The sequence below is a fragment of the Streptomyces sp. NPDC001219 genome (assembly GCF_053597915.1).
Genome location: NZ_JBSFJF010000064.1, coordinates 1 through 15,578 on the forward strand (window position 1 = coordinate 1; position 15,578 = coordinate 15,578).

Consider the following 15,578-nt stretch of genomic DNA (forward strand, 5'->3'; position numbering starts at 1 on the left):
GTCGCCGAGTACGGCGCCGCGGTCACCCTGCTTCCGGACGTAAAGCGAAGCAGTCCGGAAACCCTGCCCCGGAGGCCCGTCACCGCACCCCAACAGCCCCGCGCAGCGGCACCGCCCGCCGCAGGCGCAACGGCGAGGGCACCCACAAACACCACCCGAACCCACACCCCGCGCAGCGGCCCGCAAACGGCGAGAGGCCCCCACGGCGGGAAAGCCGAAAACGTGGGACGCAGCCACAGCGCAGCCCACGGCGGGGAGCCAAAAACGTGGCGAGGCCCCCTACCGGGGCGACTCCGGCGGCCGCTGCCGAGGCATGTTCGGCCGCCCCCGATGCGGCACCGCAAACCGCCCCGCCGCAGCCGCCCCCTCCGGCCGAGGAGAACAGGCGGCGGAGCCGCCCCCGTCCGCGGCAAAGCGCAGCGGACTGGCCCGGAACTCCGCCATCCAGTCCACCGTCTCGGCCCGCACCAGCTCCCCGAGGTCCTCGTTGAACCGCCGCAGCAGTCCGAGACAGCGCTCCGCCGCCTCGCCCGCCGTGCCCTCGGCCGGTCCGAGCACCTCCCGCACGCTCTCCGTCGCCCAGTCGAACTGCAGCGCCTCCAGCCGCCGGTGGATCGCCTGCACGGTCGCCAGGTCCCGCATCCACCCGGCGGTCACTCCGAAGTACCGGTCGCCGCCCACGCACACCGCCGCCAGCAGCAGCGACAGACAGCCCCAGGCCGCGCCGCCCTCCCAGACCCCGGCGAGGTCCAGCAGCGGCAGCGCCCCGCCGACCGCGAGCCCGGCCGCGGCGCCCAGCCGCAGTGCCCGCGCGCCGCGCCGCTTGGCCAGCCGGTCGTGCAGATACCAGTCGGCGGCGCGCAGTGCGCCCTCCTCGGTCCAGAGATAGAGCGCGTCCAGCCGGTCGGCCGGCTCCCCCCAGTCGCCGAGCGGGAAGGCCCGTCCCGCGAGATCCCTCCGGCCGGGGCCCCGGCCGCCGCTCTCCCGCCGGGGGCGGCGGCTCTCCCGAGGGGGCCCCTCGGGCTGCATATCCGGCTGACTCACCCGTGCACTCCCTCTCTGCGCTCTCTCCGGACACGTGCGGCGCACGCGTGACATACGGGACGGCCGTTGCGCACGGCCCCCTTCCTACCGCCGAACGGCTGGCGTCGGCCCCACGATCACGCTCTTTCCGCCCGGAAGTGGTGCGGGATCGGGTATAGGGCCGCCGGGCGTCTCACCCGAAAGAGTGGCCAACGCGGTGACGCACGGTTTCCGGCCGTCGCCGCCCCGCCCGCCGGCCCGGCCCGGCCGACGTCCGGGTGCCCGGGGCTCTCGTCTAGGCTGCCACCGTGAAGGTCCTCGTCATCGGCGGCGGCGCCCGCGAACACGCCCTGTGCCGCTCTCTGTCCCTCGACCCCGACGTCACCGCGCTGCACTGCGCTCCCGGCAACGCCGGCATCGCCGAGGTGGCCGAATTGCACGGGGTCAACGCCCTCGACGGCCAGGCCGTCGCCGAACTCGCCGCCGGCCTGGCGGCCGATCTGGTCATCGTCGGACCCGAGGCCCCCCTGGTGGCGGGCGTCGCGGACGCCGTACGCGACCGCGGCATCCCGGTCTTCGGTCCCTCGGCCCAGGCCGCCGAGCTGGAGGGCTCCAAGGCGTTCGCCAAGGACGTCATGGCCACCGCCGCCGTCCCCACGGCCCGCAGCTATGTCTGCACCACCCCGGAAGAGATCGACGAGGCCCTGGACGCCTTCGGCGCGCCGTACGTCGTGAAGGACGACGGGCTGGCGGCCGGCAAGGGCGTCGTCGTCACCGAGGACGTCGAGGTCGCCCGCGCCCATGCGCTGGCCTGCGACCGCGTCGTCATCGAGGAGTTCCTCGACGGCCCGGAGGTCTCGCTCTTCGCGGTCACCGACGGCGAGACCGTCGTCCCGCTGCAGCCCGCCCAGGACTTCAAGCGCGCCTACGACGGCGACGAGGGCCCCAACACCGGCGGCATGGGCGCGTACAGCCCGCTGCCCTGGGCCGACCCCAAGCTGGTCGACGAGGTCATGGCCACCGTCCTCCAGCCCACCGTCGACGAGCTGCGCCGCCGCGGCACCCCGTTCTCCGGCCTGCTCTACGCGGGTCTGGCGATCACCTCGCGCGGGGTGCGCGTGATCGAGTTCAACGCGCGCTTCGGCGACCCGGAGACCCAGGTCGTCCTCGCCCGCCTCAAGACCCCGCTCGCCGGTCTGCTGCACGCCGCGGCCACCGGCTCCCTCGCCACCTTCCCGCCGCTGCGCTGGAGCGACGGCGCGGCGGTCACCGTCGTCATCGCCTCGCACAACTACCCGGACACCCCGCGCACCGGCGACCCGATCGACGGGCTCGCCGACGTCGCGGCCCAGGACGGCCCGAAGGCGTACGTCCTGCACGCCGGCACCAAGCGCGACGACTCCGGCGCGGTGCTCAGCGCGGGCGGCCGGGTGCTGTCCGTCACGGCCACCGGCGCCGACCTCACCACCGCCCGGCAGCGTGCCTACGACGCCGTCGGCCGGATCTCCCTGGACGGCTCCCAGCACCGCACGGACATCGCCGCCAAGGTCGCGGACGCGGCCGCGGAAGCGCAGGGCGCGTAGCGGCGACGGCGCGGCGGGCGCCGCGGCGGACCCGTCGCGCCCGCCGCTGCCGGTGACATCTCCCCTGGGACACATGGCACATACCGTGGCATATGCCTCAGGTCTGCGGGCGCAGACCGGGCCGCCCCGCCGACGGCCCGAGGGGCCGGACCCGGCCGCGCCACCACGGCCCACACCCGCCCGGCGCCGGTTCCCGGCTTTGCCCAAAGCCATTCCATCGAGTGACCGCACCGAGTAACCGGCTGACGGGACCAAAACCCCCAACTAGGGTGCCGCGCAAGCGTCCTGCGGTCGCCGGGCCGGATTCCGGCACGGCGATCACGGTGGCGTCCGGCAAGTGGCTCACCGGCATTGCGATGTCAGTGGCCGGTGCCACAGTGGGTGTGGAGTGAGCTCGCTCCGCACACCGCGCAATTCTCGTACGTCCGTCCCGTGTTCTCTCCGTCCGGCTCCTTCAGGGCAGCAGGGGGTGTACAGGCTCGTGGCAAGTCCGGAAACAGGCGTCCTGGCGGCGCGTGCCCGCGCCCTCGCGGTGCTGCGCATCCGCAGCACGGCGCTGGCCGTGGCACTGCTGCCCGCGGCCGTGGCCGTGGTGCTGCTCGCCGGCCGGATGACCGGCCATCTCGGCGCGGGCACCGGCTGGGACCTCGCGCGCTGGGTCACCGGCGGCCTCGCGGTGCTCAGCCTGCTGCTGGCCGCGCTGGTCGCCGTGGTCGTCGCGCGCGCCCGGCCCGCCCTCAGCCCGTCCGTCCCGATCTCCGAGAAGTCGGCCCCCGATCTCTACCGCCTGGTGCGCGATCTCGCCGACCGCCTGGAGGTCCCCGCGCCCTCCGCCATAGCGCTCACCCCGGACTGCGACAGCTGGCTGGAGGACCGTACGCACCGCGCCCACGGCCCGCCCGGCCGCGGCCGGGGCCCGGCCGGCGGGGAGCGCGGGGTGCCCGAGGCGCCGGTCCTGGTCATCGGCTCGCCGTTCCTGTGGTGGATGCGGGTCGCCGAGCTGCGCGCCCTGCTCGCCCCCGTCGTCGCCGGCACCGGCCCCTCCGCCCACCCCGACATAGCGGCCGCCCGCCGCTTCATCCGGGGACTGGACGCCGCGGTGGCGGTCTCCGCCCGCGCCCGGCGGCCGCTGCGGGGCCTCCCGCTGCGCTTCGTCGGCCGGGTGGCGCGGCTGCTGCTCCGGGCCGGCCGCGAGCACGCCACGATCATGGAGCGCGCCGTCGCGGCCGCCGCCTCCGAGCGCGCCCAGTCCGTCGACTACGGCCTGCGGATCGTCGCCCAGGAGCAGGTCGGCCTCGCGTACGCGGGCTGGGACCGGCTGCTGACCCGGGTCGCGCTGCCCGCCTGGCGGATGGGCCGCTGGCCGTCCCGGCTGGACGCCGGGGTGGTCTCCGCGCTCACCGAGCTGTCCCGCCGGGACCGGCTCGCCGACGGCTTCGCCTCCCGGCTCGGCGAGCGCCCCGCCTGCGACCTCCTGGAGGAGCCCGGCGCCATCGACCGCGCCGCCTCGCTGCTGGCCGCCCGTCTCTTCCACGGCGGCCCGGCCGAGCCGGGACCCGACTGGTCACCGGTCGGCTGGAACCAGTACCCGGAAGAGGTCGTGGACCGGAAGTGGCGCCTGGAGGCCGCCCGCCTGCACCGCGTCCTCGACAACCTCCCGGCGGCCGCGCTCCCGGCGGCCCCGCCCGCACCGGCGGCCCCGCCCCAGCCGGACCCGTCCACCGCCCCGCCCCTCTCGTACGCCCGCACCGCCGCCGGTACGCCCGGGCACGGCCCGCCGGAGCGTCCGCCCGCCGACGAGCCGGACCTCGGCCCGCCCGCCGGCCGCCCCGAGGAACAGCCCGCCCCCGCCCCCGGCCCGACGCTGGCCCGGGTCATCGACCGGCTCACCCATGACGAGAGCGCGGGCGACCTGGTCGCCGCCCGGCTGGGCGCCGAGGTCGAGCGCGAGGAGCGGGAGGAGGCGGCCCGCCAGGCCGCCCGCGGCAGCGCGCCCCAGGACGCCGCCATCGGGGTGGCCTGGGGCGACGGCCTGGGCGAGGGCGGCCTCCCGCTGTTCCCGCTGCAACCGCCCCGTACGGGCCGTGAGCTGCTCGCCGACCACGTCACCGCCATGGTCTGCTGCGCCGCCGTCGACACCGCCGGGGCCGCCCCCGGCCTGGACTGGCTCGACGGCCCGGCGCTGCTGGTCGACGGCGCCCGCCGGTCCGACCTCGGCCGCCCGGTGCTCAGCCTGGTCGACGACGGCGACGCGGAGCCGCTCCGCGGCTGGCTGACGACGGTCGGCGTACGCCCGGAGAAGCCGGTCCGGCTGGTATGACCCCGGGCGCACGGCGGCCGACGGCGCGCGGCCCGTCCCCGGCGGTCCGCTCGACCGGCTGAATGTTCCCTTCCAGTTCGCATTTCGGGGGCGGTTGCATCTAAATTCACGACGAAGGGTGACGGAGTGGGTGCGTAATGTGATGTGCTGGGGGCGGCCGGACGGGCTCGACCCGCCGGCACCGCACCGGCCCGAGGGGCCGCGGCCGATGGGGGACGTGGGAGGGGAGTGGAAGGTGGCGACGGATCAGATCAGGCGCTGGGAGTCGGGCGCCCTCGCCCACGCGGTCACGGACCCGTTCGGCCAGGGCCCGCTGCCGTGGCTGCGCGGCAGTGAGAACTACTTCGACTCCGGCCGGATCATCCCCTGGTACGTCGACCCCGCCGTCGCCCAGGGCGGCCTGAGCGAGCCCGCGCCCCACAAGCACAACGGCCCGCGCACCGCCGACGACGTCCACCGCCAGATCAAGGGCTTCGCCGGCCCCGGCGCGGTGGCCCCCGGCGAGGCCATCGACTTCCGGGTCTCGGTCGATCCGCCCCAGCCGTTCAGCATCGACATCTACCGCATCGGCCACTACGGCGGCACCGGCGCCTCCAAGATCACCACCAGCCCCCGCCTGGCCGGTATCGTCCAGCCGCCCCCGCTGACCGCCGAGCGCACGGTCTCCTGCCATCACTGGTGGCTGTCCTGGCGCCTCCAGGTCCCCACGTTCTGGAACCTCGGCGCCTACGTCGCCGTGCTCACCACCGCCGACGGCCGCTACCGTTCCCACATCCCGTTCACGGTCCGCGACAGCGAGCCCGCCGACCTCCTCCTCCTGCTGCCCGACATCACCTGGCAGGCCTACAACCTCTACCCGGAGGACGGCCGCACCGGCGCCAGCCTGTACCACGCCTGGGACGAGAAGGGCGCCCTGCTCGGCGAGCGGGACGCCGCCACCACCGTCTCCTTCGACCGCCCCTACGCCGGCTCCGGACTGCCCCTCCATGTCGGGCACGCCTACGACTTCATCCGCTGGGCCGAGCGCTACGGCTACGACCTCGCCTACGCCGACGCCCGCGATCTGCACGCCGGACGGGTCGACCCGTCCCGCTACCGCGGCCTGGTCTTCCCCGGCCACGACGAATACTGGTCGGTGCCCATGCGCCGTACGGTCGAGGCCGCCCGGGACGCCGGCACCTCCCTGGTCTTCCTCTCCGCCAACACCATGTACTGGCAGGTCGACCTCTCCCCGTCGCCCTCCGGCCCGGAGTCCCTGCTCCACTGCCGCAAGCGCCAGGGCCCCGGACGCCCCGCGCTCTGGCGGGAGAACGGCGACGCCGAACAGCGGCTGATGGGCATTCAGTACGCGGGCCGGGTCCCCGAACCGGCCCCCCTGGTCGTCCGCAACGGCGGCCACTGGCTGTGGGAGGCCACCGGTGCCCACGAAGGCGACGAGCTCCCCGGCCTGGTCGCCGGGGAGGCCGACCGCTACTTCCCGCGCACCAGCCTCCCCGCACACACCGAACGCATCCTGCTCGCGCACTCCCCGTACCGCGACAGCGAGGGCACCGTCCGCCATCAGGAGACCTCTCTCTACCGCGCCCCCAGCGGCGCCTGGGTCTTCGCGTCCGGCACCTTCGCCTGGTCGCCCGCCCTCGACCGCCCCGGCCATGTCGACCAGCGCGTCCAGCGCGCCACCGCCAACCTCCTCGACCGCATCTGCAAACGCGACTGAGCCCGGCCGCCGTACGAGCACACGGCGGCCGGCCCCAACTCCCGCGCCGCCCGGCCGGGGCACCGGCCGACACCGGTGCCTCCGGGGCACCTGCCGCCCCGTCTGACACCGGGCTCCCGGCACGCACCCGGCCCCCGTCCGTCACCTCCGGCGCGCGTGAGGGAGAATCGGGGTGACTCCTGGATCAACCTACGCGGAGGAAGCGTGCCCGGTTTTGTAGAAAAGCCTGAGCCGGTGGAGGTCCCCGGGCTCACCCACCTCCACACCGGCAAGGTGCGCGACCTCTACCGCAATGCCGCCGGTGACCTGGTCATGGTCGCCAGCGACCGGACCTCGGTCTACGACTGGGTACTGCCCACCGAGATCCCGGACAAGGGCCGCGTCCTCACCCAGCTGTCCCTGTGGTGGTTCGAGCAGCTCACCGACCTCGTCCCGCACCACGTCCTGTCCACCGACCTCCCGGCCGGCGCCCCCGCCGACTGGGCGGGCCGCACCCTGGTCTGCAAGTCGCTGGACATGACCCCCGTGGAGTGTGTGGCCCGCGGCTATCTCACCGGCTCCGGCCTCGCCGAATACCGGCAGACCCGGACGGTCTGCGGACTGGCCCTCCCCGAGGGCCTCGTCGACGGCTCCGAGCTGCCCGCGCCGATCTTCACCCCGGCCACCAAGGCCGCCGTCGGCGACCACGACGAGAACGTCTCGTACGAGGAGGTCGCCCACCAGGTCGGCACCGAGGTCGCCGCCCAGCTGCGGCAGACCACCCTCGCCGTCTACGGCCGGGCCCGCGACATCGCCCGCGAGCGCGGCATCATCCTGGCGGACACCAAGTTCGAGTTCGGCTTCGACGGTGAGCAGCTGACCCTGGCCGACGAGGTCCTGACGCCCGACTCCTCGCGCTTCTGGCCGGCCGACCTGTGGCAGCCGGGCCGCGCCCAGCCGTCCTTCGACAAGCAGTTCGTGCGGGACTGGCTGACCTCCCCGGCCGCGGACTGGGACCGTACGGGCGAGCAGCCGCCGCCCGCCCTCCCGCACGAGATCGTGGAGAGCACCCGCGCCAAGTACATCGAGGCCTACCAGCGCCTCACCGGCCTCAGCTGGTCCTGACGGAAAAAGACCCCGGTCGATGACCGGGGTCTTTTCTCTGGCTGGAGCGGACGACGAGGCTCGAACTCGCGACCTCAACCTTGGCAAGGTTGCGCTCTACCAACTGAGCTACGTCCGCATGCCCCGCGCAAAGCTCCTGGAATCCAGTCGCCGCCGCGCGGTGCGGGGTCCACTATAGCCAACCTCGCCCACGGTCGAGGCACACCGCCGCAGGACAGTCCTCCGCGGCAGACTCCACGCTCGCCCACGAGAGGTGACTCCACGCCCTCCCCGGAGCGGCCGACACCCTCTTCCTGACCGGCGCCCCCGGCTCGGCGGATTCCGGCACGCCACCTCCCGGACCGTCAGCAGCGACACCCCGCCGCTCCTCGCTTCCTCCGCCAACTCCGTTTCCCCATAACGGTTTCCGGCACGCATTACACGGACGATCTCCACCGTCCGCCGCACCGACACCCTCTTCGGAACCCGTCCCGGCGCCCCGGCCTCCGGCGCCCGCTGCGGATACCTCGCCGGACGCGCCGCATCACGCTCATCGACCGGGACCCCGGAACCTCACCCGGAATCGATGTGGCCACCACCACATTCCGCCCCCGCGCCCGCACTCTCGCCGGTGACGTCACTCACACCAACGCCCCAACCATGCCTCCGCCGCCCTATCCGAAGCCCGCCATGTTTTTCCCGTTGTTCATGAGGCCTGTGTTCCGCCGGATCAGGATTCCGGCCGTACGGACCGTCACGGCAGGCGAGGGGAAAAGGCAGTTGCCCTTGTGTGTGCGGAGGAGGGGAAGAGGGAGCGGCGTGAAGTGCTGCCGACAAGAAAGAAGGCCCCGGTCGCAATGACCGGGGCCTTCTTATTCTGAGCGGACGACGAGGCTCGAACTCGCGACCTCAACCTTGGCAAGGTTGCGCTCTACCAACTGAGCTACGTCCGCAGGCATCCACTCGGCTTTCACCGAGCGGCGCGACAGCTACTCTACCTGATCCTTTAGGAAGGTCGAGCAGTCAGAGCGGGTGACAGGGATTGCACACTGCGCCTCCCTCTTGGAAAGAGGGCGCTCTACTACTGAGCTACACCCGCGTGACTCCGTGAGGTCCGGCCTTTCGGCCTCGCCCCTCGGCGTGCTCCAGACTCTAGCTGATCAGTAGGGGTGCTGTGCAAGTCGGCTGCGCCCGGGCCGCGGGATGCCGGCAACTCGGTCAGCGGTTGGCCGCGTTGAAGGCCTCGTAGACCTTCTTGGGGATGCGGCCGCGCGGCGGGACGTCCATCTGGTTCGAGCGGGCCCAGGCGCGGACGGCCGCGGGGTCGGGGTTCACCGCGGTCCGGTGGTAGGCCTTGCCGGACTTGGCCCGCTTGCGGCCGGCCTCGACGAACGGCTCGAGGGCGCCGCGCAGTTTCTTCGCATTGGCGGGATTGAGGTCGATCTCGTAGGACTTCCCGTCCAATCCGAAGGCGACCGTCTCTGCGGCTTCTCCTCCGTCGATGTCATCGGAGAGCGTTACTACTACGCGCTGCGCCACGGATATCGGTCCTTTCGTGGAGCAACCCCTTGCTGACATGGGGTGATGCTCCAGATCCGGCTGATTGGGATCAATGCTTTTTCATTTGTACAGCGATGGGCAATGCATTGTGAAGCCCAGTTAATTTCGTCAGCGTGTCTTCCCGCAATCCGGACCCCGGATCTTTTCGAGGATTTTTCCTGAGGTGCGCTCCCGCCGATACCGGACCGTGATCCGGACCACGGTATATCTATGCGCGTAGATTTTCGAACACGGTACTGTGAGGACACCGCCTTACGCACCACACCACCGGGAGTGCCAGTGGCACGCGTCGTAGTCGACGTCATGCTCAAGCCGGAGATCCTCGACCCGCAGGGGCAGGCGGTGCAGCGCGCACTGCCACGCCTGGGCTTCGAGGGGATCGCCGACGTCCGTCAGGGCAAGCGTTTCGAACTTGAGGTGGAGGGTCCGGTCGACGACGCCGCCCTCGCTCGCATCCATGAGATGGCCGAGACCTTCCTCGCCAACACCGTCATCGAAGACTTCACCGTGCGGGTCGACTCATGACCTCGCGGATCGGAGTCGTCACCTTCCCCGGCACGCTCGACGACCGCGACACCCAGCGCGCGGTCCGGGTCGCCGGAGCCGAAGCGGTGCCGCTGTGGCACCGCGACAAGGACCTCAAGCAGGTCGACGCCGTGGTGCTGCCCGGCGGCTTCTCGTACGGCGACTATCTGCGGGCCGGGGCCATCTCCCGTTTCTCGCCGCTGATGGAGACCGTTATCGAGCAGGCCAAGGCCGGTATGCCCGTCCTGGGTATCTGCAATGGCTTCCAGGTGCTCACCGAGACCCACCTGCTGCCCGGCGCGATGCTGCGCAACAACCATCTGCACTTCATCTGCCGCGACCAGAAGCTGCGGGTGGAGAACGCGGAGACTTCCTGGACCTCGGACTACGAGTCCGGCCAGGAGATCAGCGTTCCGCTGAAGAACATCGACGGCCGGTACGTCGCCGACGAGCGCACGCTCGACATGCTCGAGGCCGAGGGCCGGGTCGCCTTCCGCTACCTGGACGGCAACCCCAACGGTTCGCTCCGCGATATCGCCGGCATCACCAATGAGGCGGGCAATGTCGTCGGCCTCATGCCGCACCCCGAGCACGCCGTGGAGCCGCTGATCGGTACGGGCCGTACCGACGGCCTCGGATTCTTCACCTCGATCCTGAAGAAGCTGGTCAACGCATGACTCTGGACACCGTCAAGCACGCAGCGGAGACCCCTGAGGTCGAGCAGCCGTGGGCCGATCTCGGTCTGAAGCAGGACGAGTACGCGCGCATCCGGGAGATTCTCGGCCGCCGTCCCACCGGCGCCGAACTCGCCATGTATTCGGTCATGTGGTCCGAGCACTGCTCCTACAAGAGCAGCAAGGTCCATCTGAAGCAGTTCGGTGAGAAGGCCCCCGAGAACGACGCACTGCTCGTCGGCATCGGCGAGAACGCCGGTGTCGTCGACGTCGGCCAGGGCTACGCCGTCACCTTCAAGGTGGAGTCCCACAACCACCCCTCGTACATCGAGCCCTACCAGGGCGCGGCCACCGGCGTCGGCGGCATCGTCCGCGACATCCTCGCCATGGGCGCCCGCCCGGTCGCCGTCGTCGACCCGCTGCGGTTCGGCGCCGCCGACCACCCCGACACCAAGCGCGTCCTGCCGGGCGTGGTGGCCGGAATCGGCGGCTACGGCAACTGCCTGGGCCTGCCCAACATCGGCGGCGAGGTCGTCTTCGACGCCTGCTACCAGGGCAACCCGCTGGTCAACGCCGGCTGCATCGGCGTCATGAAGCACGAGGACATCCACCTCGCCAAGGCGTCCGGCGCCGGCAACAAGGTCATCCTCTACGGCGCCCGCACCGGCGGCGACGGCATCGGCGGTGTCTCCGTGCTGGCCTCGGAGACCTTCGACGACTCCAAGCCCGCCAAGCGCCCCGCCGTCCAGGTCGGTGACCCCTTCCAGGAGAAGCTCCTCATCGAGTGCACCCTGGAGATCTTCAAGGAAGACCTGGTCGACGGCATCCAGGACCTCGGCGGCGCCGGGCTGTCCTGCGCCACCAGCGAGCTGGCCTCGGCCGGCTCCGGCGGCATGCGCGTCGAGCTGGACACCGTGCCGCTGCGTGACTCCTCCCTCTCGCCCGAGGAAATCCTCATGAGCGAGTCCCAGGAGCGGATGTGCGCGATCGTCGAGCCCGGCAAGGTCGACCGCTTCCTGGAGATCTGCGAGAAGTGGGATGTCATCGCGACCGTCATCGGCGAGGTGACGGACGGCTCGCAGCTGGAGATCTTCTGGCACGGCGAGCAGATCGTGGACGTGCCGCCGCGCACCGTCGCCCACGAGGGCCCGGTCTACGAGCGCCCGTACGCACGCCCCGACTGGCAGGACGCCCTCCAGGCCGACGACGCCGCCAAGCTGGCCCGCCCGGCGAACGCCGACGAGCTGCGCGCGCAGGTCCTGAAGCTGGTGGCCTCGCCCAACCAGGCCTCCAAGGCGTGGATCACCGACCAGTACGACCGGTTCGTGCAGGGCAATACCGTCCTCGCGCAGCCGGAGGACGCCGGCATGGTGCGCATCGACGAGGACACCAACCTCGGCGTCGCGCTCGCCACCGACGGCAACGGGCGCTACGCCAAGCTCGACCCGTACGCGGGCGCGCAGCTGGCGCTGGCCGAGGCGTACCGCAATGTCGCCGCGTCGGGTGCCAAGCCGCTGGCGGTCTCCGACTGCCTGAACTTCGGCTCGCCCGAGGACCCGGCGGTCATGTGGCAGTTCGCCGAGGCCACCCGTGGTCTCGCCGACGCCTGCCAGACCCTCGGTACGCCCGTGACCGGCGGCAATGTCTCGCTCTACAACCAGACCGGCGAGACGGCGATCCACCCGACCCCGGTGGTCGCGGTGCTCGGTGTGATCGACGACGTGAACCGCCGGACGCCGATCGCCTTCGCGGAGGAGGGCCAGCTGGTCTACCTCCTCGGTGACACCCGCGAGGAGCTGGGCGGTTCGGCCTGGTCGCAGGTGGTGCACGAGCACCTCGGCGGGCTGCCGCCGAAGGTCGACCTGGAGCGCGAGCGGCTGCTGGCGGAGGTGCTGATCTCGGCCTCCCGTGACGGCATGATCGACGCCGCGCACGACCTCTCCGACGGCGGTCTGGTCCAGGCGCTGGTGGAGTCGTGCCTGCGCGGCGGCAAGGGCGCCCGCCTCGTCGTTCCCGACGGGCTGGACCCCTTCGTCCTGCTGTTCTCGGAGTCGGCGGGCCGTGCGGTCGTCGCCGTCCCGCGCAGCGAGGAGCTCCGCTTCACCGACATGTGCGGTGCGCGGGGACTGCCGGCCACCCGGATCGGTGTGGTCGACGGTGACGCGATCGACGTCCAGGGGCAGTTCAGCCTCCCGCTGAGCGAGCTCAAGGAGGCGCACGAGGCGACGATCCCGGGCCTGATCGCCTGAGACCACGCCGGGCGGCGCACTCCGCCGTCTGACGGTTCCGACGGCCCGTCCCCTGCCAGGGGGCGGGCCGTCGCCGCATTCCGGCGGCGTTGTCAGTGGTCCCGCCTAGGCTGATCACCATGCCGCCCGCCGCCCGGAAGCCGCGCCCCCGCCAGTACGACCCGAAGAAGACCCGCGCCGCCGTCGCGGCCCAGCTCGGCCATGTCGGGGACGCCGTACGCGGCCTCACCGCCGAGCAGTTCGCGCTGCCGACCCGGCTCGGTGACTGGACGGTGCGGGAGCTGGTGGCGCATCTGTCCATGACGCTGGGCGCGGTGGCGCGCGGCCTAGCGGAGCCGGCCCCGCCGAAGCCGGAGGCCACCCTGCTGGAGTGGCCGTCCGCGTCCGCACCGCTCGCCGCCTCCGTCGACGAGCGCACCCACGCCCTGTCCACCGCCCACGATCCCGCCGACCTGCTGGAGCGCACCGCGGCGGAGTTCGCCGAGCGCGTCGGGGCCGCACCCGACGACCGGGTGGTGGCCGCCCGCCCCGGCGCGCTGCGGCTGTCCGACCTGCTGGTCACCCGCTGCCTCGAACTCGTCGTGCACGCCGATGACCTCGCCGCGGCGACCGGCCGGGAGATCCCGTACGACCGCCAGGCCCTGGCCACCACGACCCGGCTGCTGGCCGACGTGCTGGCCGCCCGCGCACCCGGCGGCTCGGTCGAGGTCCGGGTGCCGCCGTTCGCCGTGGTGCAGTGCGTCGCGGGCCCGAAGCACACCCGCGGCACCCCGCCGAACGTCGTCGAGACCGACCCGCTGACCTGGATACGGCTGGCCACCGGCCGGACGACCTGGACCGAGGCGCTGGACGCGGCCCGCGTCAGCGCCAGCGGCGAACGGGCCGACCTCGCCGCGTACCTGCCCGTCATGAGCTGACCCGGGCCGAGCCGTCGCCGGGCCGGGTTCCGGCGGCGGACGGATCACGTCGCGTATCTCACACGGAGGGGAGGGCGCCACGAGCGGCAAACCCGGCGAAGGCGGCGAATGGCTGCACAACGGATACCCGGCGCGGCAGCCCGAAGCGGAGTGCCGCGATCCGCTCAGCGGTGAAGAAAACCCAGTTCAGCGCGTCGGCCGGAGTGGATGCCGGACCAGGGGAGGCGACGCCGAGGCCCGCCCGTCGGGGGCCCGCTGGTCGTGACCACGTCAAGCGCCCGCGGTGCCGCTTTCATGCACTTCTCCAGTTCCGCGACCATCCCCGGTTCGGATGAATGCGCGACCTGCCCTAGACTCGGTGCCGTGCCACGTGGTGACGGACGACTCAACCACGACCTGCTCCCCGGCGAGAAGGGCCCCCAGGACGCTTGCGGCGTCTTCGGTGTCTGGGCTCCGGGTGAAGAGGTCGCCAAACTCACCTATTTCGGGCTGTATGCGCTGCAGCACCGTGGACAGGAGTCCGCGGGCATCGCGGTGAGCAACGGCTCCCAGATCCTCGTCTTCAAGGACATGGGCCTGGTCTCCCAGGTCTTCGACGAGACTTCCCTCGGCTCTCTCCAGGGCCATATCGCCGTGGGCCATGCCCGCTACTCCACCACCGGTGCCTCGGTGTGGGAGAACGCCCAGCCGACGTTCCGTGCGACCGCGCACGGCTCGATCGCGCTCGGCCACAACGGCAACCTGGTCAACACCGCCGAGCTGGCGGACCTGGTCACCGCGCTGCCCCGCGAGGGCGGCCGCGCGACCCAGGTCGCGGCCACCAACGACACCGACCTGGTGACGGCCCTGCTGGCCGGCCAGGTCGACGAGGACGGCAAGCCGCTGACCGTCGAGGAGGCCGCCCCGCGCGTCCTGCCCAAGGTCAAGGGCGCCTTCTCGCTCTGCTTCATGGACGAGCACACGCTCTATGCCGCCCGCGACCCGCAGGGCATCCGCCCGCTGGTCCTCGGCCGCCTGGAGCGCGGCTGGGTGGTGGCCTCCGAGAGCGCCGCCCTCGACATCTGCGGCGCCAGCTTCATCCGGGAGATCGAGCCCGGTGAGATGGTCGCCATCGACGAGGACGGCCTGCGCAGCAGCCGCTTCGCCGAGGCCCGCCCCAAGGGCTGTGTCTTCGAGTACGTCTACCTGGCCCGCCCGGACACCGACATCGCCGGCCGCAACGTGTACCTCTCCCGTGTGGAGATGGGCCGCAAGCTGGCCGCCGAGGCGCCGGCCGACGCGGACCTGGTCATAGCGACCCCGGAGTCCGGCACTCCCGCCGCCGTCGGCTACGCCGAGGCCAGCGGCATCCCCTACGGCTCCGGCCTGGTCAAGAACTCCTACGTCGGCCGGACCTTCATCCAGCCCTCGCAGACCATCCGCCAGCTCGGTATCCGCCTCAAGCTCAACCCCCTCAAGGAAGTCATCCGCGGCAAGCGCCTGGTGGTCGTCGACGACTCGATCGTCCGCGGCAACACCCAGCGCGCCCTGGTCCGGATGCTGCGCGAGGCCGGCGCCGCCGAGGTCCACATCCGGATCTCGTCCCCGCCGATCAAGTGGCCGTGCTTCTTCGGCATCGACTTCGCCACCCGCGCGGAGCTGATCGCCAACGGGCTGAGCGTGGAGGAGATCGGCAAGTCCCTGGGCGCCGACTCGCTCGCGTACATCTCCATCGACGGCATGATCGAGGCGACCACGATCGCCAAGCCGAACCTGTGCCGCGCCTGCTTCGACGGCGAGTACCCGATGGAGCTGCCCGACCCGGAGCTGCTGGGCAAGCACCTCCTGGAGTCGGAGACCGCGGCGCCGGCGACGTCCGACGTGGACGGCGTCAAGACGCTCACGGCCGGGGTCGGCGGAGCCGACGCGCTGCGTCGCCCGTAGAGCT

At 72.3% G+C, this 15,578-nt stretch carries 11 protein-coding genes and 3 tRNA genes; 9 read left to right on the forward strand and 5 right to left on the reverse strand.

The genetic code is table 11. The features are described from left to right. Nucleotides 1-279: 279 nt before the first annotated feature. Complete coding sequence (locus ACWC9R_RS29890; RefSeq protein WP_450736159.1) at nt 280-1,044, reverse strand: SLATT domain-containing protein; 765 nt, start codon at nt 1,042-1,044, stop codon at nt 280-282. Nucleotides 1,045-1,331: 287 nt separating this feature from the next. Here ACWC9R_RS29890 and purD point away from each other — a divergent pair, with 287 nt between their 5' ends. From purD to ACWC9R_RS29910, 4 genes are all read left to right on the forward strand, one after another. Beyond that, entirely contained in the window at nt 1,332-2,606 is a 1,275-nt protein-coding gene (gene purD / locus ACWC9R_RS29895) for a phosphoribosylamine--glycine ligase (RefSeq protein ID WP_450736161.1), read from the forward strand. 532 nt (nt 2,607-3,138) lie between these two features. Continuing rightward, nucleotides 3,139-4,926 (forward strand): hypothetical protein, encoded by a 1,788-nt coding sequence (locus tag ACWC9R_RS29900; RefSeq protein WP_450736197.1) that lies wholly within the window; start codon nt 3,139-3,141, stop codon nt 4,924-4,926. A 235-nt stretch (nt 4,927-5,161) separates the two neighbouring features. Beyond that, nucleotides 5,162-6,643, forward strand: a complete 1,482-nt coding sequence (locus tag ACWC9R_RS29905; protein ID WP_450736162.1) for a N,N-dimethylformamidase beta subunit family domain-containing protein — start codon at nt 5,162-5,164, stop codon at nt 6,641-6,643. A 204-nt stretch (nt 6,644-6,847) separates the two neighbouring features. Next, nucleotides 6,848-7,747 (forward strand): phosphoribosylaminoimidazolesuccinocarboxamide synthase, encoded by a 900-nt coding sequence (locus ACWC9R_RS29910; RefSeq protein ID WP_450736164.1) that lies wholly within the window; start codon nt 6,848-6,850, stop codon nt 7,745-7,747. A gap of 42 nt (nt 7,748-7,789) precedes the next feature. On the opposite strand, the gene ACWC9R_RS29915 is transcribed toward ACWC9R_RS29910, so the two are convergent. From ACWC9R_RS29915 to ACWC9R_RS29930, 4 genes are all read right to left on the reverse strand, one after another. Next, a tRNA-Gly gene (locus tag ACWC9R_RS29915) sits at nt 7,790-7,865 on the reverse strand. 741 nt (nt 7,866-8,606) lie between these two features. Next, nucleotides 8,607-8,679 (reverse strand) — tRNA-Gly (locus tag ACWC9R_RS29920). A 74-nt stretch (nt 8,680-8,753) separates the two neighbouring features. Then, a tRNA-Gly gene (locus ACWC9R_RS29925) sits at nt 8,754-8,825 on the reverse strand. Between the two features lie 119 nt (nt 8,826-8,944). Then, on the reverse strand, nt 8,945-9,265 hold the full coding sequence (locus ACWC9R_RS29930) for a histone-like nucleoid-structuring protein Lsr2 (protein ID WP_450736166.1): 321 nt from the start codon (nt 9,263-9,265) through the stop codon (nt 8,945-8,947). Nucleotides 9,266-9,565: 300 nt separating this feature from the next. Here ACWC9R_RS29930 and purS point away from each other — a divergent pair, with 300 nt between their 5' ends. From purS to purF, 5 genes are all read left to right on the forward strand, one after another. Beyond that, nucleotides 9,566-9,811, forward strand: coding sequence for a phosphoribosylformylglycinamidine synthase subunit PurS (gene purS, locus ACWC9R_RS29935; protein ID WP_006604673.1), 246 nt, complete (start codon nt 9,566-9,568; stop codon nt 9,809-9,811). Then, on the forward strand, nt 9,808-10,488 hold the full coding sequence (gene purQ, locus ACWC9R_RS29940; RefSeq protein WP_450736167.1) for a phosphoribosylformylglycinamidine synthase subunit PurQ: 681 nt from the start codon (nt 9,808-9,810) through the stop codon (nt 10,486-10,488). Before purS ends, purQ begins: the two co-directional genes overlap by 4 nt. After that, nucleotides 10,485-12,734, forward strand: a complete 2,250-nt coding sequence (gene purL / locus ACWC9R_RS29945; RefSeq protein WP_450736169.1) for a phosphoribosylformylglycinamidine synthase subunit PurL — start codon at nt 10,485-10,487, stop codon at nt 12,732-12,734. Before purQ ends, purL begins: the two co-directional genes overlap by 4 nt. 119 nt (nt 12,735-12,853) lie before the next feature. Then, the gene (locus ACWC9R_RS29950) at nt 12,854-13,651 is read left to right on the forward strand and encodes a sterol carrier family protein (protein WP_450736170.1); all 798 of its coding nucleotides are present in this window, start codon (nt 12,854-12,856) and stop codon (nt 13,649-13,651) included. A 363-nt stretch (nt 13,652-14,014) separates the two neighbouring features. Then, nucleotides 14,015-15,574 carry an amidophosphoribosyltransferase gene (purF, locus tag ACWC9R_RS29955; RefSeq protein ID WP_450736172.1) on the forward strand — a complete coding sequence of 520 codons (1,560 nt, stop codon included), beginning with the start codon at nt 14,015-14,017 and terminating at the stop codon, nt 15,572-15,574. Nucleotides 15,575-15,578 lie beyond the last annotated feature (4 nt).

Bases quoted from the DNA above. Each gene is read 5' to 3' on its own strand.
- purL (WP_450736169.1), top strand. From the start codon at position 10,485: ATGACTCTGGACACCGTCAAGCACGCAGCGGAGACCCCTGAGGTCGAG.
- purQ (WP_450736167.1), top strand. From the start codon at position 9,808: ATGACCTCGCGGATCGGAGTCGTCACCTTCCCCGGCACGCTCGACGAC.
- ACWC9R_RS29950 (WP_450736170.1), top strand. From the start codon at position 12,854: ATGCCGCCCGCCGCCCGGAAGCCGCGCCCCCGCCAGTACGACCCGAAG.